General features: G+C 69.9%; 21 protein-coding genes and 1 riboswitch. Of the genes, 8 read left to right on the top strand and 13 right to left on the bottom strand.

The window, feature by feature from the left end; translation table 11 throughout:
• Positions 1-137 precede the first annotated feature (137 nt).
• Positions 138-875, bottom strand: coding sequence for a CbtA family protein (locus QH470_RS04265; RefSeq protein WP_280270931.1), 738 nt, complete (start codon positions 873-875; stop codon positions 138-140).
• The gene (locus QH470_RS04270) at positions 866-1,060 is read right to left on the bottom strand and encodes a CbtB domain-containing protein (protein ID WP_280270932.1); all 195 of its coding nucleotides are present in this window, start codon (positions 1,058-1,060) and stop codon (positions 866-868) included. Before QH470_RS04270 ends, QH470_RS04265 begins: the two co-directional genes overlap by 10 nt.
• 35 nt (positions 1,061-1,095) lie before the next feature.
• A riboswitch (cobalamin riboswitch) is annotated at positions 1,096-1,212 on the bottom strand.
• A gap of 20 nt (positions 1,213-1,232) precedes the next feature.
• On the opposite strand from QH470_RS04270, the gene QH470_RS04275 reads away from it, so the two are divergent.
• On the top strand, positions 1,233-3,944 hold the full coding sequence (locus QH470_RS04275) for a discoidin domain-containing protein (RefSeq protein WP_280270933.1): 2,712 nt from the start codon (positions 1,233-1,235) through the stop codon (positions 3,942-3,944).
• 7 nt (positions 3,945-3,951) lie between these two features.
• Here the strand turns inward: QH470_RS04275 and QH470_RS04280 are convergent, their stop codons facing one another.
• Positions 3,952-4,263 carry an antibiotic biosynthesis monooxygenase family protein gene (locus QH470_RS04280; protein WP_280270934.1) on the bottom strand — a complete coding sequence of 104 codons (312 nt, stop codon included), beginning with the start codon at positions 4,261-4,263 and terminating at the stop codon, positions 3,952-3,954.
• A 58-nt stretch (positions 4,264-4,321) separates the two neighbouring features.
• Here QH470_RS04280 and QH470_RS04285 point away from each other — a divergent pair, with 58 nt between their 5' ends.
• The 3 genes from QH470_RS04285 to QH470_RS04295 all read left to right on the top strand — a co-directional run bounded on the left by QH470_RS04285 (position 4,322) and on the right by QH470_RS04295 (position 7,296).
• Entirely contained in the window at positions 4,322-5,089 is a 768-nt protein-coding gene (locus QH470_RS04285) for an alpha/beta fold hydrolase (protein WP_280270935.1), read from the top strand.
• Positions 5,090-5,163: 74 nt separating this feature from the next.
• On the top strand, positions 5,164-6,333 hold the full coding sequence (locus tag QH470_RS04290) for an acyl-CoA dehydrogenase family protein (RefSeq protein WP_280270936.1): 1,170 nt from the start codon (positions 5,164-5,166) through the stop codon (positions 6,331-6,333).
• Between the two features lie 153 nt (positions 6,334-6,486).
• Positions 6,487-7,296, top strand: a complete 810-nt coding sequence (locus tag QH470_RS04295) for an enoyl-CoA hydratase/isomerase family protein (RefSeq protein ID WP_280270937.1) — start codon at positions 6,487-6,489, stop codon at positions 7,294-7,296.
• 36 nt (positions 7,297-7,332) lie between these two features.
• Here the strand turns inward: QH470_RS04295 and QH470_RS04300 are convergent, their stop codons facing one another.
• From QH470_RS04300 to carD, 6 genes are all read right to left on the bottom strand, one after another.
• Positions 7,333-7,629, bottom strand: a complete 297-nt coding sequence (locus QH470_RS04300; RefSeq protein ID WP_280270953.1) for a DUF4190 domain-containing protein — start codon at positions 7,627-7,629, stop codon at positions 7,333-7,335.
• 84 nt (positions 7,630-7,713) lie between these two features.
• Positions 7,714-8,682 carry a 23S rRNA (guanosine(2251)-2'-O)-methyltransferase RlmB gene (gene rlmB / locus QH470_RS04305; protein WP_280270938.1) on the bottom strand — a complete coding sequence of 323 codons (969 nt, stop codon included), beginning with the start codon at positions 8,680-8,682 and terminating at the stop codon, positions 7,714-7,716.
• A gap of 16 nt (positions 8,683-8,698) precedes the next feature.
• A complete protein-coding gene (cysS, locus tag QH470_RS04310; protein ID WP_280270939.1) occupies positions 8,699-10,096 on the bottom strand; it encodes a cysteine--tRNA ligase in 1,398 nt (465 codons plus the stop codon).
• A 103-nt stretch (positions 10,097-10,199) separates the two neighbouring features.
• Positions 10,200-10,688: a 2-C-methyl-D-erythritol 2,4-cyclodiphosphate synthase gene (gene ispF, locus QH470_RS04315; protein WP_280270954.1), complete on the bottom strand. Its 489-nt coding sequence runs from the start codon at positions 10,686-10,688 to the stop codon at positions 10,200-10,202.
• 157 nt (positions 10,689-10,845) lie between these two features.
• Complete coding sequence (gene ispD / locus QH470_RS04320) at positions 10,846-11,607, bottom strand: 2-C-methyl-D-erythritol 4-phosphate cytidylyltransferase (protein WP_280270940.1); 762 nt, start codon at positions 11,605-11,607, stop codon at positions 10,846-10,848.
• Positions 11,608-11,609: 2 nt separating this feature from the next.
• A complete protein-coding gene (gene carD, locus QH470_RS04325) occupies positions 11,610-12,098 on the bottom strand; it encodes an RNA polymerase-binding transcription factor CarD (protein WP_019931623.1) in 489 nt (162 codons plus the stop codon).
• 302 nt (positions 12,099-12,400) lie between these two features.
• Here carD and QH470_RS04330 point away from each other — a divergent pair, with 302 nt between their 5' ends.
• The 3 genes from QH470_RS04330 (at position 12,401) to disA (ending at position 15,806) form a co-directional block, all read left to right on the top strand.
• Positions 12,401-13,162, top strand: coding sequence for a copper chaperone PCu(A)C domain-containing protein (locus QH470_RS04330; protein ID WP_342228417.1), 762 nt, complete (start codon positions 12,401-12,403; stop codon positions 13,160-13,162).
• 68 nt (positions 13,163-13,230) lie between these two features.
• Positions 13,231-14,625 carry a DNA repair protein RadA gene (gene radA / locus QH470_RS04335; RefSeq protein WP_280270941.1) on the top strand — a complete coding sequence of 465 codons (1,395 nt, stop codon included), beginning with the start codon at positions 13,231-13,233 and terminating at the stop codon, positions 14,623-14,625.
• 134 nt (positions 14,626-14,759) lie between these two features.
• On the top strand, positions 14,760-15,806 hold the full coding sequence (gene disA / locus QH470_RS04340; RefSeq protein ID WP_280270942.1) for a DNA integrity scanning diadenylate cyclase DisA: 1,047 nt from the start codon (positions 14,760-14,762) through the stop codon (positions 15,804-15,806).
• 3 nt (positions 15,807-15,809) lie between these two features.
• On the opposite strand, the gene QH470_RS04345 is transcribed toward disA, so the two are convergent.
• Both QH470_RS04345 and QH470_RS04350 read right to left on the bottom strand, forming a co-directional pair.
• Entirely contained in the window at positions 15,810-16,466 is a 657-nt protein-coding gene (locus QH470_RS04345) for a DUF4232 domain-containing protein (RefSeq protein WP_280270943.1), read from the bottom strand.
• A 58-nt stretch (positions 16,467-16,524) separates the two neighbouring features.
• A complete protein-coding gene (locus QH470_RS04350) occupies positions 16,525-17,148 on the bottom strand; it encodes a carbonic anhydrase (RefSeq protein ID WP_280270944.1) in 624 nt (207 codons plus the stop codon).
• 146 nt (positions 17,149-17,294) lie between these two features.
• Between QH470_RS04350 and QH470_RS04355 the strand changes: the two genes are divergently transcribed.
• Complete coding sequence (locus tag QH470_RS04355) at positions 17,295-18,170, top strand: HhH-GPD family protein (RefSeq protein WP_280270945.1); 876 nt, start codon at positions 17,295-17,297, stop codon at positions 18,168-18,170.
• A 57-nt stretch (positions 18,171-18,227) separates the two neighbouring features.
• On the opposite strand, the gene QH470_RS04360 is transcribed toward QH470_RS04355, so the two are convergent.
• Positions 18,228-19,112: a metal ABC transporter permease gene (locus QH470_RS04360; protein ID WP_280270946.1), complete on the bottom strand. Its 885-nt coding sequence runs from the start codon at positions 19,110-19,112 to the stop codon at positions 18,228-18,230.
• Positions 19,109-20,140, bottom strand: a complete 1,032-nt coding sequence (locus tag QH470_RS04365) for a metal ABC transporter ATP-binding protein (RefSeq protein ID WP_280270947.1) — start codon at positions 20,138-20,140, stop codon at positions 19,109-19,111. Before QH470_RS04365 ends, QH470_RS04360 begins: the two co-directional genes overlap by 4 nt.
• Positions 20,141-20,144 lie beyond the last annotated feature (4 nt).

Raw genomic sequence — 20,144 nt, forward strand, 5'->3', positions numbered from 1 at the left:
TGCGGTGGGTCGTCGGGGGCGGTCCGGGCCACCCTGGGGGCCGCCGGGGGCGGGGCCTTCGCTACTTTGACCTATTTCGGGGGCGGAATGCCGCGGGCCGCGGCCTGTGGGGGGGGTGCCGCTGCGGCACCGCCCCCTCAGGCGGCGACCGGCTGCTTGCGGCCCGCGAATTCGGTCAAAGTCGCGAAGGCCAGGCCCAGGGCGGCCCACAGGGTGGCCGTGACCGCCAGCGACGACACTCGGAACTGCCACAGCAGGGTGGCGGGGAAGTCGTCCTTCACCTCGTTCACGCCCGGCAGCGCGACGTAGCCGATCGCCGTCACGACCGAGAAGGCCGCCACGGCCGCGACGACCCGGAGCGTGCTCAGCTGATTCGACAGCAGTCGATGCGCGAAGACCGCGGCGCCCACCGCAGCCAGCCCGAGCAGCACCGCCGCCACCCACAGCAGCGTGCGATCGTTGATGGTGTCGGGCTCGCCCACCGCGGGCGGGTTGGCGGGATACTTGAAGAACGGCACCGCGCTGATCGCGAGCCAGCCGCACAATGCCAGCGCCACAGCCAGTTTCGGCCCGGACAGGCCGGTGTGCCGGCGAGCCGCATTGGCGACGGCCGCGAAGATCGCGCCCAGCGCCAGCCCACTCAATCCGAGCGCGAGGAACTCGCCGAACTTCTGTCCGCCCCGGCTGACCAGCGGCTCCTCGGCGTCGCCGTGCGAATGCCCGGCCTCCGAATGCCCCGCTTCCTCGATCGCGATGGCCGACTCGACCTTCGGCTCGCCGATCACGAATCCGACAGTGCCCGCCAGCAGTCCGGCGATCAGTCCGGCCAGCAGGCCGCGCAGCAGCAGAGTCTTGAGGGAACCCGTCAGTGGCACGGGACGCCCAGTAGGTGCCGCCCGTCGTGCATCAGCTCGTGCAGATACATCCCGCTCCGGGAGATCGCGCCCTGATCGAAGCCGACCAGGTACAGCGTGAGCAGTGCCATCAGGACGACGCCTACCGTCGCGAGCACGGCGGCGAGGGAATCGGTTGCGCGGCTGGGAGTGTGCGCAATGGCCATGGTGGTCCTCCTTCGGGGATGTTCGCGTCCCCGCGAGCGGGTCGAGCTCGACGGTGCCGGTGTCTGGCTGCCCGGCGGATGCCGGTTCACAGTGGCGCGACCGCCCCGGAATCACACCGGGTTACCGCGTCACCGTCGCTCTTGTCTCATGAACTGTGACACCCTTTGTGACGTGCCGTCAACTGCGCGACCGGCAACGGGCCACCGCCGCCGACTGTGGATCGGCGTCGCCGCGGTGTTCGTCGCCGTGCTGGTGGTGGCCGCGATCGTGGTCGCGGTCCGGTCGGGGCCCGAGACGCCGCGGGCTTTTCCCTGTCCCGGTGACAGCGTGTCGGCGGCGGCGGACTGGGCGCCGTCGTCGCGGTCGTTCACCGCCGGTTACGAGGGCCATCCCTTCGTCGGCAACGGGTATCTCGGTCTGCGGGTGCCGCCGGCGGGCACCGGCTATGTGGAAACCGGCGAGATCACCGGATATCCGATGTACACGCCGCGTTACGACGGCGCCTTCGCGGCCGGGCTCTACGCTCGCGACCCCGCGGTCGCCGCGGGCCTGGAAGTCGCTGCGGCGCTGCCGAACTGGTCGACACTGCGGGTCGGCGTCGGTGACGAGACCTTCTCGCCCGCGACACCGCCGGCGCAGGTGTCGAATTTCCGGCAGACCCAATATCTGCGCTGCGGGCTGGTACGCACCGAACTTACCTGGACGACGCGGGACGGCCGCGCCACCGATCTGGCGTACGACGTGCTCACCGACCGCACCGATCAGCACGCGGCGGCCGTGCACCTGACCTTGACACCGCACTGGAGCGGCCACGCGGCCATCACCGACCTCATCGACTACGCGGGCGCTCGCCGTCTCGACCGGACCGCCACGACGGCACGGCCACCGCTGGTGAATACCGAATTCCGCACCAGGACAACGAATGTGGCGGGTGCGGTGGCATCGGTGCTCGACGTCGGGGCGGCGTCGGCGCAGCCGCGGGATTCCGGCCAGCAGGCGACGGTGCCGATGACGTCCGGGCAGCGGTACGAGATCACCAAGTTCGTCGGTGTCGACACCGCGCTCACCACCGCGGACCCGGCCGGGTCCGCGAGCGCGGCGGCGCAGCGTGGCGCGTCGCGGGGCTGGGCGGAAGTGCTTGCGGCGCAATCGAAAGCGTGGCGGCAGCTGTGGGAGTCCGATATCGAGGTGCCCGGTCGGCCGGACGTGCAACTGTGGGCGCGGGGCGCGCTCTACGCACTCTATTCGGGCACGAATTCCCGGCAGGACAACAGCATTTCACCCACCGGACTGAGCAGCGACAACTACGGCGGCCTGATCTTCTGGGATGCCGATATCTGGATGTACCCGGGCCTGCTGCAGTTGCGCCCCGAACTGGCGCGCTCGGTCGTCGAGTATCGCTACAAGACCCTGCCCGCCGCTCGCGAGAACGCCCGCCGCCTCGGCTATCCCGGCGCCTTCTATCCGTGGACCAGTGCGAGCACCGGCGATCTGTGGAACGAATGTCACAGCTGGTCGCCACCGCACTGCGTCACCCAGATTCATCTCCAAGGCGACGTCGCGCTGGCCGCCTGGCAGTATTACCTGGCCACCAAGGACCTCGACTACCTGCGCGAACGCATCTGGCCGATCATGTCGAGCCTCGCCGAATTCTGGGCCGGGCGGGTGTCCGCGAACCCCGACGGCAGCTATTCGATTCGCACTGTGGCCGGGCCGGACGAATACAGCAACGGCGTCGACGACGGCGTGTACACCAACGGCGTGGCCGCGGTGACGCTGCGGAACGCGGCCACCGCGGCGGCCCTCGTCGGCGCGCCCGCGCCACCGGAATGGGCGGCCGTCGCCGACCGCCTGCGCATGCCCTTCGACCCGCGCGAAGGCATTTTCGTGCAGTACGACGGCTATCGCGGGGCACGGCTCAAACAGGCCGACACGGTATTGCTGCAATATCCGCTGGAATGGCCGATGCCGCCGGAGGTGGCCGCCCGGACCCTCGACTACTACGCCGAGCGCACCGACCCGGACGGGCCCGCCATGACCGACTCGGTGCATCAGATCGACGCCGCCGCGAACGGCGAACCGGGCTGCGCGGTCGGCACCTACCTGGACCGCTCGGCGCGACCGTTCGCCCGCGCGCCGTTCGGGCAGTTCGCCGAGGCGCGCGGCGAGAAGGCCGGGGCCGCCGACCCGCTGGCGGGCTCGCCCGCCTTCGACTTCACCACTCTCGCAGGCGGTTTCGTGCAGGAGTTCACCAACGGACTGGTGGGGCTGCGCCTGCGGGAGGATCGGGTGCGGCTCGCTCCGTTGCTGCCGCCGCAACTCTCCGACGGTGTGGTGGTGCGCGGACTGCACTGGCAGGGAAGGGTTTTCGACGTCTCGGTGGGTCCGGAGCACAGCACCGTCACAGTGACATCGGGGCCGTCTCTGCCGGTGGAGACGGAAAGCGGCGTGCGGCAAGTCGATCCGGGCAAGTCCCTGCAACTCCCCACGCGCCGACCGGATCGGTCGCCCACGGTGGATGCCGCCGACTGCAAGACCGTCCTCGCGTCCAGCGAGCAGCCCGGCGCCTACGCGGAGGCCGCGGTGGACGGCAACTCGGCCACCAGCTGGCTCCCCGCCACCGCCGCCGCCGACCTGACCGTGGATCTCGGGCAGGTCGACGCGGTAGCGAAGGTGGCGACCGAATGGAGCGGCCCGCCACCGGCCTCGTACGACATCGCCGTCTCCCGCGACAATCGGACGTGGGTCACGGTGCCGCGGGCAGCCGACGGCGCGCTGACGACACCGTCATACGCGCGCTACGTGCGGGTCCATATCGATGACGCCGATACGGGCGCGGAGGCCGGAATCCGGGAGTTGAACGTCGTCACCCAACCGGAGTGACGGCCGCCTAGGACTTCGCCGGAACGTCGATCACGACCTCGAACTCCAGCAGCGACGCCCCGGTCGACACCGGCTTGCGGGACGGGTCGCCCGCGTGCGCCTCCTTGGCCGGGCCGTCCCGCCACGCCGCGAACGACTCCTCGGAATCCCATTGCGTGACAACGAAATACCGGTTGTCCCCGGCCACCGGCCGCAGCAACTGGAAGCCCAGGAAGCCGGGCGAGTTGTCGACGGCGTGCGCGCGGTGCGCGAACCGCTTCTCCAGTTCGGGTCCCGCGCCCTCGGGCACCTCGATCGCATTGATCTTCACAACAGCCATGCGCACCAGGCTAGCGCCGTGGGCGAAACCGGGTCGGCGCGGACGTATTGTCGAGCCGATGCTGTACGACGAGGGTGGCACGGGAGTGCCGATTCTGCTGCTGCACGGACTGATGGGCAGCGCCCGCACTTGGCGCGGCCACGTGGGCTGGCTGCGGGAGTTCGGTCACGTCTATACCTTCGACGCCGCGGGTCACGGTCGTCCCGCACCGGCCGAACTCACCACCGAGGCCTTCGTCGCCGATCTGGCGGCGGCCACCGCGGTGATCACCGAACCGATGGTGGTGATCGGGCATTCGATGGGAGGGCTGCACGGCTGGGTGTTCGCGGCCGCGTATCCGGAGCGGGTGCGGGGCCTGGTGGTGGAGGACATCGCACCGGATTTCCGCGGTCGCACGGCACGCGACTGGGCGGCCATGATCGAGGCCTGGCCGCAGCCGTTCCCCGACGCCGCCGCCGTGCTGGACTACTTCGGCCCGGTCGCGGGCCGCTATTTCCTGAACTCGTTCGAGCGCGGCCCGGACGGCTACCGGCTGCACGGCAGGGTCGCCACCTTCCGCGACATCTCCGAGGAGTGGGGCGGCCGCGACTTCTGGGACCGGTGGCGGGCGGTGCGGGCGCCCGCGCTGCTGCTCGAGGGCGAGCACACGATCACCCCGCCCGGCCAGATGCGCGAGATGGCCGAGGTCCACCCGAACGCCCGGCACGTGCTGATCCGCGACGCCGGCCACCTCGTTCACGACGACCAGCCGGAGCGCTACCGAGCCGAGGTCGAGCGGTTCCTGCGCACCGTCCAGGGCCTTGACAACCTGCGAAAACAGGTCTGACGTCAACCGCCTTCAGTCTGGCCGGAGTTACGTCGTATGCTCGTCGCAGCCCCCGAACGAAGGTGACCACCACGATGATCGACTTCTCGATACCCGCCGACCTGGCCGCCGAGCGCGACCGGACGCGTCAGTTCGTCATCGACAAGATCGTTCCCTACGAGCGTGATCCGCGGCTGACCGCGCACGGCCCGAACGACGATCTCCGGCAGGAACTGGTCGAGCTGGCGCGGGCCGAGAAGCTGCTGACCGTGCAGGCGCCGGTCGAAATGGGCGGTCGCGGGCTGTCGCACATCGAGCAGGCCGTCATCTACGAGGCCGCCGGGTGGTCCACGCTCGGCCCGGTCGCGATGAACTGCGCCGCGCCCGACGAGGGCAACATGTTCCTGCTGTCCAGGATCGCGAACGCCGAGCAGACCGACCGCTACCTCATGCCGGTCGTCAACGGCCATCAGCGTTCGGTGTTCGCGATGACCGAGCCGGGCGGCGCCGGATCCGACCCCAACCAGCTGTCCACCACCGCCACTTTCGATGGCGAGAACTTCACCGTCAACGGCCGTAAATGGCTGATCACCGGGGCGGACGGGGCCAAGACCTGGATCATCATGGCGCGGCTGGAGGCCAACGGGCACCTGCCCGAGGGACCCACGCTGTTCCTCGCCGAGGGCGGTACCCCGGGCATCGTCATCGAACGCACCATGAACACCATGGACCGCAACTACGTCGGCGGGCACGGCGTGGTGCGCTTCGAGAACCTCGTGCTGCCCAAGGAATCCGTGCTCGGCGAGACCGGCCAGGCACTGCGGTACGCGCAGCTCCGTCTCGCCCCTGCTCGGCTCACCCACTGCATGCGCTGGCTCGGCGCCGCCGAACGCGCGCAGCATATCGCCGTGGAGCACGCCAAGACCCGCACCGCCTTCGGACGACCCATCGGCGAACACGAGGGCGTGTCGTTCATGTTGGCGGACAACGAGATCGCGCTACACCAGTGCCGCCTGACCGTCTGGCACGCGTGCTGGCTGATGGATCAGGGGCACAAGGCCCGGCACGAGAGTTCGATCGCCAAGTCGTACGTATCCGAGGAGCTGTTCAAGGTCGCCGACCGCTGTGTGCAGGTGCTCGGCGGGATCGGGATCAGTGACGAGACCGTGGTCGAGATGATCTTCCGGGACATGCGGGCGTTCCGTTTGTACGACGGGCCCACCGAGGTGCACAAGTGGGCGATCGGGCGCCAGGTATTGCGGTAATCGGCCTCCGCGCCGAAAACCTTGGGGAGGGTTGCACCGGAGTGGGGGGTTGTGGTCTGGTGGTCTGCGGCAATTCACCCGTTACCGGTGTGCTGGGGTTCCGTGGGTTTACGCGGGCGCGGTGCGGCGGGAACAGAACTAGGATCTTCTCGCATGAGTTCGGAACTGCACGTCGATGTCTCGTCCGGGATCGCCGTGCTCACGCTCAATCGTCCCGCCCAGCAGAACGCCTTTACTCCGACCATGGCCGCCGAACTCGGTGCGGCGCTGCGGCGCTGTGACACCGAGGACGCCATCCGCGCGGTGATCATCACCGGTACCCCGCCCGCTTTCTGTGCGGGGGCCGATCTGTCCCACCGGGTCGGCGACGTCACCGGGACCATCGACCCGCCGCCCTGGCGGGTCCGCAAACCGGTGATCGCGGCCGTGAACGGGCATGCGGTGGGGATCGGGCTGGAACTCGCGCTGCAATGCGATCTGCGCTATATGGCCCGCGACGCGGTGTACGGGCTCAACCAGGTGCGCCGAGCCGTCGTCGCCGACGGTTACGCGCACTGGACGCTACCGCGGCTGGTCGGCATGGCCAACGCCGCCGACATCATGCTCACCGGCCGCACCTTCGACGGCGACGAGGCGAAGGCGATGGGGCTGGCCAACACCTCCCTGTCCGCGGGGGAGGTGCTGCCGACCGCTCTCGCCGTCGCGCACGACATCGTCAGTGGTTCCGCTCCGCTGCCGGTGGCGCTGTCCAAACGGTTGCTGTGGGAGAGCCTCGGGATGAGCGCCGAGGCCGTCGGCAAGCTCGAGACCGACCTCAATACCTATGTGGCGCAGAGCGTCGACGCGGGGGAGGGCATGGCGGCGCTGCACGATCGGCGGCAGCCGAAATGGTCCGGGAGCGTCAGTACCGAATGGCCCGCGTGGGGAGTGCCGATCGAACCGGGGCGTGCCGGGCTCGACTGACAGGCGGATTCGGTACCGGCCGAAGCCTTTTCGCGGTCAGGCGTTGCCGCCGATGAGGACCAGGAAGAACAGGATCCCCATCAGGGCCATGAGGACCGTGCCGACCACGCCGAGAACGTACCCGACCAGGACCTGGGTCCGCCCGCCGAAGCCGCCCTCGGACGCCTCGATCTGATCGAGCGCCCGCTTGCCCATCACCCAGGCCACCGGACCCAGTGCGCCGCAACAGAAAACGCTCAGCGCACCGAGCAGCAACACCGTCGTCGCTTGCGGATGCTCCACCGCTTGCGTCGGGGGCTGCTGCTCGTGCCAGTAGTACGGGGGCTCGTTCATGGCCACCGGACAAGTCTAGGTGGCCGCGGGCGATGAGGTGGGGCCGACGCGCTGGATTGGTGGCCGTGGCGGTTGCCGGAGGGGTCAGGAGCGGCGTTGGCGGGCAATGTCGGCCAGGACCACTCCGGCCGCCACCGAGGCGTTCAGGGACTCGACAGGACCTGCCATGGGGATGCTCAGGATGTTGTCGCAGGTTTCCCGGACCAGGCGGGAGAGGCCCTTGCCCTCCGAGCCGACCACGACGATTGTCGGTGTGCTGCCGTCGAATTCGTCGAGGGGAGTGTCCCCTTCGGCGTCCAGGCCGACCACCTGCAGGCCCGCCTTGGCGTAATCCTTCAGGGTCCGAGTGAGATTCGTGGCGCGGGCGACCGGCAACCGGGCCGCGGCGCCGGCGCTGGTGCGCCATGCCACCGCGGTGACGCTGGCGCTGCGGCGCTGCGGGATCACCACGCCGTGGCCGCCGAAGGCCGCGACCGAGCGGATCACGGCGCCCAGGTTCCGTGGGTCGGAGATGTTGTCCAGCGCCACCAGCAGAGCGGGTTCCGGTGCGGTGCGGGCGGATTCGAGCAGATCCTCCGGGTGCGCGTAACGGTACGGCGGTACCTGCAGCGCCAGACCCTGGTGCAGGCCGTTGCTGCTCAGACGGTCCAGATCGGTGCGCGGCACCTCCAGGATGGAAATCCCGGAGTCGGCGGCATGTTTCACCGCCTCGGTGAGCCGCTCGTCGTTCTCGGTGCCGACCGCCACGTACAGCGCGGTCGCGGGCACGCCCGCCCGCAGGCACTCGACCACGGGGTTGCGGCCCAGCACCAACTCCGGGCCGTCGTCGCCCTTGCGGGTGCTCGGCCGCCCGGTGGGACGGTTCTTGGCCTGCGCGGCCTTGGCCGCTGCCGCCGCGCGCTTGGCCGCGGGGTGGTACTTGCGCATGTGGGCGGGCGGCGTCGCGCCCTTGCCCTCCAGCCCGCGGCGGCGCTGACCGCCGGAGCCGACGGTCTGGCCCTTCTTGCTGCCGCCCTTGCGGATTGCCCCTCGCCGTTGCGAATTGCCCGCCATCACTCAGCCTTCCGTGTCATGGTCGCGTCTCACCGGTCAGTGACCACTCGGGGCCCTCCGGTGTGTCGGTGACCTCGACGCCGGCCGAATTGAGCCGGTCGCGTACCGCGTCGGCGGTCGCCCAGTCCTTGTCCGCGCGGGCCTGCTGACGCCGGTCCAGTTCCGCGCGGACCAGCACGTCGAGGGCGTCCAGGGCGGTCGAGGAGTCCGTCGGCGCCGCCCAGTGCGGATCCAGCGGATCCACCCCGAGAATGCCGAGCATGGCCCGCACCTGACCGGCCAGCTCCCGAGCGGTGTCGACGGCGCCGGACTCCAGGGCCTTGTTGCCCTCGTGCACGACGCGGTGAATCTCCGCCAGCGCCTTGGGGATTCCGAGATTGTCGTCCAGCGCCTCGGCGAACGCGTCGGTCCATTTGCCCACCGGGATCTCGCCCGCGCGCTCCACTGTGCGCTGCACGAACGCCTCGAGCCGCTGGTAGGTCTGGGCGGCGTCGCGCAGTGCCTGGTCGGAGTATTCCAGCATCGAGCTGTAGTGCGCGCTGCCCAGGTAGAACCGGAGTTCCACGGCCCGAACCTGTTTGAGCACATTCGGCACCGACAGCGTGTTGCCCAGCGACTTCGACATCTTCTCGCCGCCGAGCGTCACCCAGCCGTTGTGTAGCCAGTACCGAGCGAAACCGTCACCGGCGGCCCGGGATTGGGCGATCTCGTTCTCGTGATGCGGGAAGACCAGATCCATACCGCCGCAATGGATGTCGAACTCCGCGCCGAGATAGAACTCCGCCATCGCCGAGCATTCCAGGTGCCAGCCGGGCCGCCCGGGGCCCCACGGGGACGGCCAGGTGGGCTCGCCGGGCTTGGCGGCCTTCCACAGCGTGAAGTCTCGCGGGTCGCGCTTGCCCTCGCCGGCGCTCTCGCCCTGATGCACGTCGTCGAGCCGGTGGCCGGACAGCTTGCCGTAGTCGGGATAGCTGCGGACGTCGAAGTAGACGTTGCCGCTCGAGGCGTAGGCGTGACCGCGGTCGATCAGCCGTTGCATCAACTCGATCATCTGCGTGATGTGACCCGTGGCGCGCGGCTCCGCCGACGGCGGCAGCACTCCGAGCGCCTCGTAGGCGCGATCGAAGGCGCGCTCGTGCGTGGCAGCCCACTCCCACCACGGGCGGCCCGCGGCGGCGGCCTTGGTCAGGATCTTGTCCTCGATATCGGTGACGTTGCGGATGAACGCCACGTCGTATCCACCGGCGGTCAGCCAGCGGCGCAGCACGTCGAACGCGACGCCGCTGCGAACGTGTCCGATGTGGGGTGCGCCCTGCACCGTGGCGCCACATAGGTACACCGAGGCACGACCGGGGACCAGAGGCGTGAAATCACGCAGGGTCCGCGTCTCGGTGTCGAACAGGCGCAGAGTCACGACCAGCCATCCTAGCTATGGGCAAAGAGCGAGATTACGGGCGGTTTATAGCAGGGTACGGGCGCACGGATCGAGTGCACACGCGCGGGTAGGGGGCCCCGGCTCAGTCCGAGCCCGGACAGTCCCCGCTACAGCGTCGCAGCAGGGCGGTTGCCACCGCCGCCACGCCCTCGCCCCGGCCGGTGAGACCCAGGCCGTCGGTGGTGGTGCCCGATACCGAGACCGGCGCACCCAGCAGTTCGCCGAGCACCTGCTGTGCCTCGGCCCGGCGCGGCCCGATCTTTGGCCGGTTGCCTATCACTTGCACAGCGGCATTGACGATCGCGTAGCCGGACTCGCCGAGCAGTCGCCGCACTTCCTTCAGCATGGCCGCTCCGGACACGCCCGCCCATTCCGGCCGTCCGGTGCCGAAGACGGCTCCCACGTCGCCGAGGCCCGCGGCCGACAGCAGCGCGTCACACAGCGCGTGCGCCGCCACATCGCCATCGGAGTGCCCGGCGCAGCCGTTGTCGCCCTCGAACAGCAGACCGGCCATCCAGCACGGGCGGCCCGATTCGATGGGATGCACATCGGACCCGATGCCCACGCGAATGTCGAGGTCGGCGGCTTCCACGCTCATCTCCGCACCACCTCCCGCGGCCGGCGGATGGTCTCCGTGTTCATGCCTGCCCCGACCTCACGCGGCCGACTGGCGACGTCCGTGTTCATGCCTGCCCCGACCCCACGCGGCCGACTGGCGACGTCCGTGTTCATGCCCGCACCGCCCTGTGGGGCTCGTTCTCGTCGAGCAGCGTGCGGGCCAGCCGCAGGTCCAGGGGAGTGGTGATCTTGAAAGCCATGGGGTCGCCCGGGATTACGCGCACGCTCGCGCCGAGCCGTTCGACCAGACCGGCATCGTCGGTGACCGGTATGTCGAGGGCGTAGGCCTCGCGCAGCAGCGGGGCGTCGAAACCCTGCGGTGTCTGGATGGCGCGGAGCCGGCCGCGATCCGGTGTGCCGGTCACGTCGCCTTGCGCATCGACCGACTTGACGGTGTCGGTGACCGCGACCCCAGGCACCACCGCGCGCCGCCCGGCACGCAACTCGGCCACCACCCGGGCGATCAGGCCCGGCGGGGTCAGCGCGCGAGCGGCGTCGTGAACCAGGTAGGCGGTGGCCTCCGGGGCGGCGGCGATACCGGCGCGCACGGAGTCGGTGCGCTCGGTGCCGCCGGCGACCACGCTCACCGGGACGGAGCCGGGCGCGCCGAGGTGCGAACCCCGGCCGCTCGGTACTGCCGCCCGGGCACTGGTGGCGAGCAGAACCTCCGCCTCGCCGATCAACTCGGCGGGCACCATGATCACGATGCGGTCCACGACCCCGGACGCGATCAAACCGTCTATTGCGAGTGTGAGCATGGGTCTGCCGCCGACCGGGACGAACGCCTTGGGCATTGATTCACCCAAGCGCACGCCCAGACCGGCGGCAGGCACCAGCGCCACAACACGACTTTCGTCGTGCGAACTTCTCACGGTCAGGAAGCCGCGGCGAGAACCTCGTCGAGAAGGGTCTCGGCCTTGACATCGTCGGTGCCCTCGGCGAGGGCGAGTTCACCGACGAGGATCTGACGGGCCTTGGCCAGCATGCGCTTCTCGCCCGCGGACAGACCGCGGTCCTGTTCCCGACGCCACAGGTCGCGCACGACCTCGGCCACCTTGTTCACATCGCCGGAGGCGAGCTTCTCCAGGTTGGCCTTGTAGCGGCGGGACCAGTTCGTCGGCTCCTCGGTATGCGGCGCGCGCAGTACCTGGAAGACTCGATCGAGACCCTCCTGGCCGACGACGTCCCGGACGCCGACGTACTCCGCGTTCTCCGCGGGAACCCGAACGGTGAGATCGCCTTGTGCGACCTTCAGGACCAGATACTCTTTCTGCACACCCTTGATGGTGCGGGTCTCGATAGCTTCGATCAGCGCCGCTCCGTGGTGGGGGTAAACGACGGTGTCTCCGACCTTAAAAATCATGTGTCCCGTGCCCCTTTCGATGTTCACAGTTTAACATGCGACTCGATAACGGCGCGATCAACGACGCAGGTCAGGGCCACAACAGGGGAGCGGTGGGGGTTGACAGAACGGCACCTGTGTGCATCCTGTTGTGCCAGAACGGCTTCCGCGCGTCGGCGTGATCGCCCCGCCGCCGAGTTCCCGTCGCGCGCGCCCGAGTGTCGAAGCGTAGAGGCGAGACACGGGACACCTGCACGCGACTACTACGCTGCCTACTACTACTCTCCATCGTGGAGTGAGCCGGTCGACATGGAGGACAACCCGTGACTGCCCTGAATGCCACCACCGCGTCGAAGGCGCCCCGGCGCGTCCTGCGTAAGGCACCGCGGCGCGCCGTCGCCGTCGCGGCCCTCGCCGCGGGCGCGGCCCTCGCGCTCTCGGGCTGCAGTGCGGGCCAGATCTCGCAGACCGCCTCGCAGGTCGCGGCCGTCAACGGCAACAGCGCCAATGTGGGCAAGGTCGCGCTGCGCGACGTGCGCATCCTGCTGCCGCAGTCGGAGGAGTACACCAACGCCAAGGGCGGCAAGGCCGTGCTCGCGTTCAGCGCGATCAACGACGGCGCGACCAAGCCGGACGAACTCGCCAGCATCACCACCGACCTGGGCCAGGTGAAGATCACCCCGGCCAACCCGCAGTTGGCGTACCAGCAGACCCTGGTCGCCGGGAAGCGGAGCGAGGCACACGCGTCCGCACCCACCAGCTCGGCCGCGCCGAGCAGCACCGCCGCGAGCAGCACGGCCGCGAGCGCCGCGCCCACGACCACCGGTTCCGCCGCCGCCCATCAGGCCGAGGGCCTCGGCGCCGCGGAGCACCCGGCCGAGCCCGCCGCACCGATCCTGGTCGAGATCACCGGCCTGACCCGCGACATCACCCCGGGCCTGACCTACCAGGTGACGTTCAACTTCAAGGAGAACGGCACCGTCCAGGTTCCGGTCCCGGTCGACGCCGGTCCGGATACCGCGCGCAAGGAAGGCGCGCCGGCGGCGGCCGAGGGCGAGCACGGTGAGCACAAGGGCGGGCACTGAGCCGTGCCGCCCGCGGCGCCCCCGCGTCGCGAACCGTCCCTGTCGTACTCGATCCCTAGGCTGCGCTCGTGGCCAAGGTGAAGTCGCAGTATCGCTGTTCCGCGTGCGGGCACGAGGTTGCCAAATGGGTGGGGCGCTGTCCGGGTTGTGGTGAGTGGGGCTCGATCGATGAGTCCGCGCCCCCGGCCGCGTCGGTAGGCGCCGCGCGCAAGGCGCTGCTGCCGTCCACCGCCGCCGCGCCGATCTCCACGATCGACTCGCAGGTGACGCAGGCCCGGTCGACCGGTGTCAGCGAACTGGACCGGGTGCTCGGCGGCGGCATCGTGCCGGGCTCGGTGGTACTGCTGTCCGGCGAGCCGGGAGTGGGCAAGTCCACACTGCTGCTCGAGGTCGCCCATCGCTGGGCGCGGCAGCGCGACGAACGGTCGCTGTACGTGACGGCCGAGGAGTCGGCGGGCCAGGTGAAGCTGCGCGCCGACCGGACCGACGCGGTGCACGAGCGGGTTTATCTCGCCGCCGAATCCGATCTGGCCACCATCCTCGGCCATGTCGAACAGGTGCGTCCGAGCCTGCTGGTGGTGGACTCGGTGCAGACCATGCTGGCCGCCGACGCCGATGGCGTGATCGGCGGCGTCACCCAGGTGCGCGCGGTCACGTCGGCGCTGACCTCGCTGGCCAAGGCGAGCGGTATCGCGGTGCTGCTGGTCGGCCACGTCACCAAGGACGGCACTGTGGCCGGGCCGCGCACCCTGGAACATCTGGTGGACGTGGTGCTGCAGTTCGAGGGCGACAAGCATTCGACGCTGCGCATGGTGCGCGGGATCAAGAACCGTTTCGGCAGTGCCGACGAGGTGGGCTGCTTCGAACTGCACGACGACGGAATCGCCTGCGTCACAGATCCTTCCGGGCTGTTCCTGCACCATCGCACCGATCGGGTGCCCGGCACCGCGATCACGGTCGCGATGGACGGCAAGCGGCCGCTGCTGGGCGAGGTGCAGGGGCTCACCGTATCCACCCAGATGCCCGCGCCGCGGCGGGCGGTGAGCGGGCTGGACTACAACCGGGTGTCGATGGTGCTCGCGGTGCTGCAGAGCCGGTGCCACGTGTATCTCGGCAAGCACGACGTCTACGCGGCGACGGTCGGCGGTATGCGGCTGAGCGAGCCGGCCGCCGATCTGGCGATCGCGCTGGCGCTCACCAGTGCCGAGCGTGACGTGGCGCTGCCGGCCGGGATGGTGATCCTGGGCGAGGTCGGATTGGCCGGGGAGGTGCGGCGCGTCACCGGGCTGGGGCGTCGACTCGCCGAGGCGGAACGGCTAGGTTTCACGGAGGCGCTGGTGCCGCCGGGGGCGGATCTCTCCGGTATCACCATGAAGGTGCACGAGGTGACGAATATTCGTGCGGCCGTTGCCAGGGGTGGTTTGTCGAATCGAAGTCGCAAAAACGCGGAGGCTGCCGAATGAACGCGGGTCACTGGGTCACCAACCTGCTCGGTAGGACGACAATGGGGATTTCCGGCACTGAAACGCTTGCGCCGCAACCAGGCTCACCGAGCGAGCTGAGCGCTCGACTCGAGCCGACACCGAAACCCGAAGCGGTGCAATCGGATACGATCGCCCGCCTGATCCCGGGCACCTTGCTGCGGGACGGCATAGATCGAATCCTGTTGGCGCGCACCGGTGCTCTGGTCGTACTCGGCTACGACGATGCGGTCGAGCGGGTCTGCGACGGCGGCTTCGAACTGGACGTCGAGTTCTCCCCGACCCGGTTGCGCGAACTGTCGAAAATGGATGGGGCCGTGGTGCTTTCGACCGACGGCACCCGTATCCGACGGGCGAACGTGCACCTGGTCCCCGACCCGACGCTGCCGACGGTGGAATCGGGCACCAGGCACAAGGCCGGCGAGCGCACGGCCGCGCACACCGGTTGTCCGGTGGTGTCGGTGAGCCGGTCGACCGGCATCGTGACGGTGTACACCCGGGGCGGACGGCATCTGATCCAGCCGTCGGAGACCATCCTGTCGCGCGCCAACCAGGCGATGGCGACGCTCGAGCGCTACCGGTCCCGGCTGGACGAGCTGACCAGGCAGCTGTCGCTGGTGGAGCTGGAGGACTACACCACGCTCCGCGATGTGCTGACCGTCGTGCACTGCCTGGAACTGATCCGGCGCATCGCCCGCGAGATCGATTCCGATGTGCGCGAACTCGGGGTCGACGGCCGCCAGTTGGCATTGCAGCTGGCCGAGGTGGTCGGCAATACCGACACGCTGCGACGGTTGCTGGTGCGCGACTACCTGCGGGCCGACCCGGGCGATGCCGAGGCGCTGGAACGCGCCTTGACCCGGCTGGCCGAACTGCTCGAGGTGGAACTGCTGGAACTGGCGAATCTGGCCGCGCCGCTGGGCTTCTCGACCGAGATCGACGCCCTCGACAGCGGGGTCAGCCCACGCGGCTACCGGCTGCTCGCCGAACTCCCGCGGGTCTCGCCGCACGCGGTGGAGCCGCTGGTGGCGGCGTTCGATTCGCTGCCGGGCCTGCTGGCCGCGACCATCGCCGAACTCGCCGCCGTGGCGGGTGTCGACGTCGCGCTGGCCCGGCAGGTCCGTGAGGGACTGTCCCGGCTGGCCGAATCCGGCAGCGTGTAGGCCTCAGCCGATATTGAAGGTCTCCGGCGTGCTGTGCACCGAACCCAGCTGAGCGACCACGGCGTACCCGCCCGTCGGCACCCGCACCCGCTCGCCCGCGCAGCCCGGCTGCGAGGTGGTCCCGGACCAGGTGAGCGTGAACGCCGCCTGCTCACCGCCTTTCAGCGCCCGGACCTCGGCGGGACCACCCTGGTCGCAGTCGGTGCTGGACCACATCCGGCGCTGTCCGTCCAGCGACTGCACCGTCACCTGCTGCAGTCCGGATCCCATATCGCGCTGGCAGGGAGTGGTGGAGATATTGGTGACGACGATGCCGAAGACCGGCTGTTCACCGGTCTTGTACTCGGGCTGGGCCACGGTCACCTTCACCGCCAGCGATTGGTCCGGGCAGGAGATCGGCGACCCGCTGGCGGTGGCGTTGGTCGTGGCGGTCGACGGTGACGCGCTGGACTCGGCCGCGCCGCTCGAGGTCGTGGCGGGCGCACTCGTGACCGACGAACTCGCCGCGACGGGGGTGGCGGCCTTGTCGTCGCCACCACCGCGCAGCAGCATGATCGCCAGCCAGATCACCAGCGCGAGGACTACGACCAGGGCCGCGATAGCGAGTAAGCGGCGGCGCCAGTAGATCTCCGGCGGCAGCGGTCCATTCGGTTCCAGCACGCAACAACGGTAAGCGCACGGTCGGGCACGCCCCGTTCAGCGGCACGGCGTGTCGGTCTCAGGCCACCTCGCCGATATTGCCCACGGCACGGTGCAGCTTGGCCTTGCCGTCCTGCAGTTTGTAGGTGACGCAGGCGATGGCGAGTTCACCGGTGGCCACCCGCTGCGAGATGGTCATCGAGCGCTGCATGAGCAACCTGCTGGTTTCCACGACGTGGCGGGCCTCCAGCTCGTCGACACCGGTCAGGCCCTCGCGGCGGCCGATGAGGATCGACGGGGTGACCTTCTCCACGACGCTGCGGATGAATCCGCCGGGGACGTTGCCGCCGTCGAGCGCGTCGATGGTCGCGCGCACCGCGCCGCAGCTGTCGTGGCCGAGCACCACGATCAGCGGCACGTCCAGCACCTCGACGCCGTATTCGATGGACCCCAGCACCGAGGAGTCCACGACGTGGCCCGCGGTGCGGACCACGAACATATCGCCGAGGCCCTGATCGAAGATGATTTCCGCGGCCACTCGGGAATCACCGCACCCGAACAGGATGGCCGACGGTTGCTGGCCGCTCACGAGCGTGGCCCGGCGGTCCGCTCCCTGACTAGGATGCTCCAGCGTGCCGTTGACGAACCTGTCGTTGCCCTCGCGAAGGGACTTCCAGGCACTGATCGGGTTGGTATGAGGCATGTGTCCTATTTTCCACAGCGCAACGGCTACCGGCGAGTCCGTGAAGTTACAACGTGGCAAATATGGCCCTGCGGCTCCGGACAGGCCGTGGTGAGAGTGCAACACCGGACACCGGGCGGTCCGGGGATCGAAGGGAACGTGCGCGCGTGAGCATCGACAGCGATGCCCTCATCGACTGGTACGGCGAGACTGCGCGGGATCTGCCGTGGCGGCGCCCCGGCGTGACCGCCTGGCAGATCCTGATGAGCGAGATCATGCTGCAGCAGACGCCCGTGGTGCGGGTGGAACCGGTGTGGCGGGAGTGGGTCGCGCGCTGGCCGGTGCCGTCTGCGATGGCCGCCGCCCCGCAGGGGGAGGTGCTGCGCGCGTGGGGCAAGCTCGGGTACCCGCGGCGGGCGCTGCGGCTGCACGAGTGCGCGCGGGTGCTGGCCGCCGAGCACGGCGACGAGGTGCCCGACGACGTGGAGGTGCTGCTGGGGTTGCCGGGCATCGGGGCGTACACCGCGCGCGCGGTGGCCTGCTTCGCGTACGGGCAGCGAGTTCCGGTGGTGGACACCAACGTTCGGCGCGTGGTGGCCCGCGCGGTGCACGGCCGGGCGGAGGCGGGCAACCCCGCCGCCCGCGACCTGGCCGACACCGAGGTTCTGCTGCCCGCGCACATCGGCCGCGCCGCGCGGTTCTCGGCCGCGCTGATGGAACTCGGCGCGACGGTGTGCACGGCCCGCAACCCCGACTGCTCCCGCTGCCCGCTACCCACCTGTGCCTGGGTCACCGCCGGGCGTCCGGCCTCGGACGTGGTGCGCCGCACCCAGAAGTACGACGGCACCGACCGCCAGGCTCGCGGCCGCCTGCTCGACGTCCTGCGCGCCGCCCCCGGCCCGGTCGAACGGGTAGCCCTCGACCTCGCCTGGACCCGCGACCCCGGCCAGCGCGACCGCGCCCTGGACTCCCTACTCGTCGACGGCCTGATCGAGCAGACCCGCGACGGATTGTTCGCCTTGGCAGGGGAGGGCGGTCGCTAGCCCGTCGTCCAAGTGGGTCGCGAGGGTAATCCTGCTGCCGGGATGACGGGACTTATTTCACGCGGGCACGGGTACCGGGGACGGACGGCGGGTGCGGGTGCGGGTGCTGATGAGGCGGCAGATCAGGTAGATCGCGAACGAGATGGCGGTCACGAAGGTGGAGACGGGGACGCCGGGGGCCAGCGAGAGCAGAATGCCGCCGACGGCCGAGATCTCGGCGAAGACGATGGCCAGGACCGTGGCGCGGACGGGGCTGGCGGTCACCCGCGCGGCCGCCGCGGCGGGCGTGATCAACAGCGAAAGCACCAGCAGCGCACCGACGATCTGCACCCCGAACGCGGCCGTGATGCCCAGCAGCACCGCGAACACCACCGACAGCGCCCGTACCGGAACACCGCGGGCCATCGCGACCTCCGGGTCGGTGCTGGCGAACAGCAGCGGCCGATAGACGAAGGCCAGCACCGCGAGCACCGCCGCCGAGCACACCGCGAGCGTGGTCAGTCCGCCGTTGCCCACGCTCACCACCTGCCCGGTGAGCAGCGAGAACTTCGACCCGGCGCGGCTGGGACCGAGCCACAGGAACAGCACCGACAGCCCCAGCCCGAACGACAGCACCACCGCGATCACCGAATCGCGTTCGCGCGCTTTGGAACCCAGCAGGCCGAACAGCACCGCCGCCACCACCGACCCGGCGATGGCGCCCGCGCCCACGCCGATGCCCGCCAGCAGCGCGGCCGCCGCGCCGGTCAGCGACAGCTCGCTGGTGCCGTGCACCGCGAACGACATCTGCCGGCTCACGATCAATGGTCCGATGGCGCCCGCGAGCAACCCGAGCAGGGCCGCCGCCAGCACCGCCTGCTGCACGAAGTCGTAGGACAGCAGGTTCGCGGTGGTGTGGAAGTCGAACATCTTCGAGAAGACGTCGGAAAGCTTGTCGATCATGCGCGGGCCTCGTCGGCGTGGCAATGGCCGCCCGCGACGCCCAGCGCGTCCATGGTGTCGCCGGTGCCGACGACCACCAGGCGGCCGCGCACCCGCAGCACGTCCACCTCGGTGCGGTACAGCTCCGACAGCACCTCGGAGGTCATCACCTCGTCCGGCGTGCCGATCCGGAACTTGCCGTCGACCAGGTACAGCACCCGATCCACCAGGGGGAGAATCGGATTGATCTCATGGGTCACGAAAAGCACGGCGGTGTCGTGCGCGCGACGGCGCGCGTCGATGAGTTCCGACACCAGCCGCTGGTTCGCCAGATCGAGGCTCAGCAGCGGCTCGTCGCACAGCAGCACCCGCGGATCGCCCACGAGCGCCTGCGCCACCCGCAGCCGCTGCTGCTCACCGCCGGACAGCGACTCCAGCGGTGCGTGCGCGTAATGCTCGGCCCCGACCTGCGCGACGGCGTCGGCGACCTTGCGCCGCCGCTCCTTGCGCCCGCGAAACCCCAGACCCCAGCAATGCCCGTCGACCCCCAGCCCGACCAGGTCGACGCCGCGCAACTGCACTCCGGCGTCGATCGTCTTCTGCTGCGGGATGTACCCGATATGCGGATTGCCCACCCGCGCAGGCGAACCCGCGACCTCCACCGCACCCGCGCTGGGCGCCAGCTGACCGAGCAACATCCGCAACAGCGAGGTCTTGCCCGACCCGTTGGGCCCCAGCACGGCGACGAACTCGCCCGGCGCGACCTCGAGATCCAGCCCTTCCCACAGCGTCCGCTCCCCGAACGCCAGCCGCGCCCCCCGCAACCGCACCGCCGCACTCGAGGCGCTCACCGGTTCGGACTCGGTGCGAGACGGTGCCGGGGGCGTGGCGGTGTCGTGGGTTGCCGAGCCGGAACCGTTGCCGGCGCCGTTCGGCGCCCGGCCGGTGTGGTGGTCGCCGAGTAGCACTGTGGCGGGCCTTTCCTGGTCGCTACCCCCCACCGTTTCGGTGGGTGCAACCGTTTCGCCGAGCCGGACCTTCCCCGCCATCGGA

Origin of the sequence: Nocardia wallacei (assembly GCF_029868745.1) — a bacterium.
Taxonomy (GTDB): domain Bacteria; phylum Actinomycetota; class Actinomycetes; order Mycobacteriales; family Mycobacteriaceae; genus Nocardia; species Nocardia wallacei_B.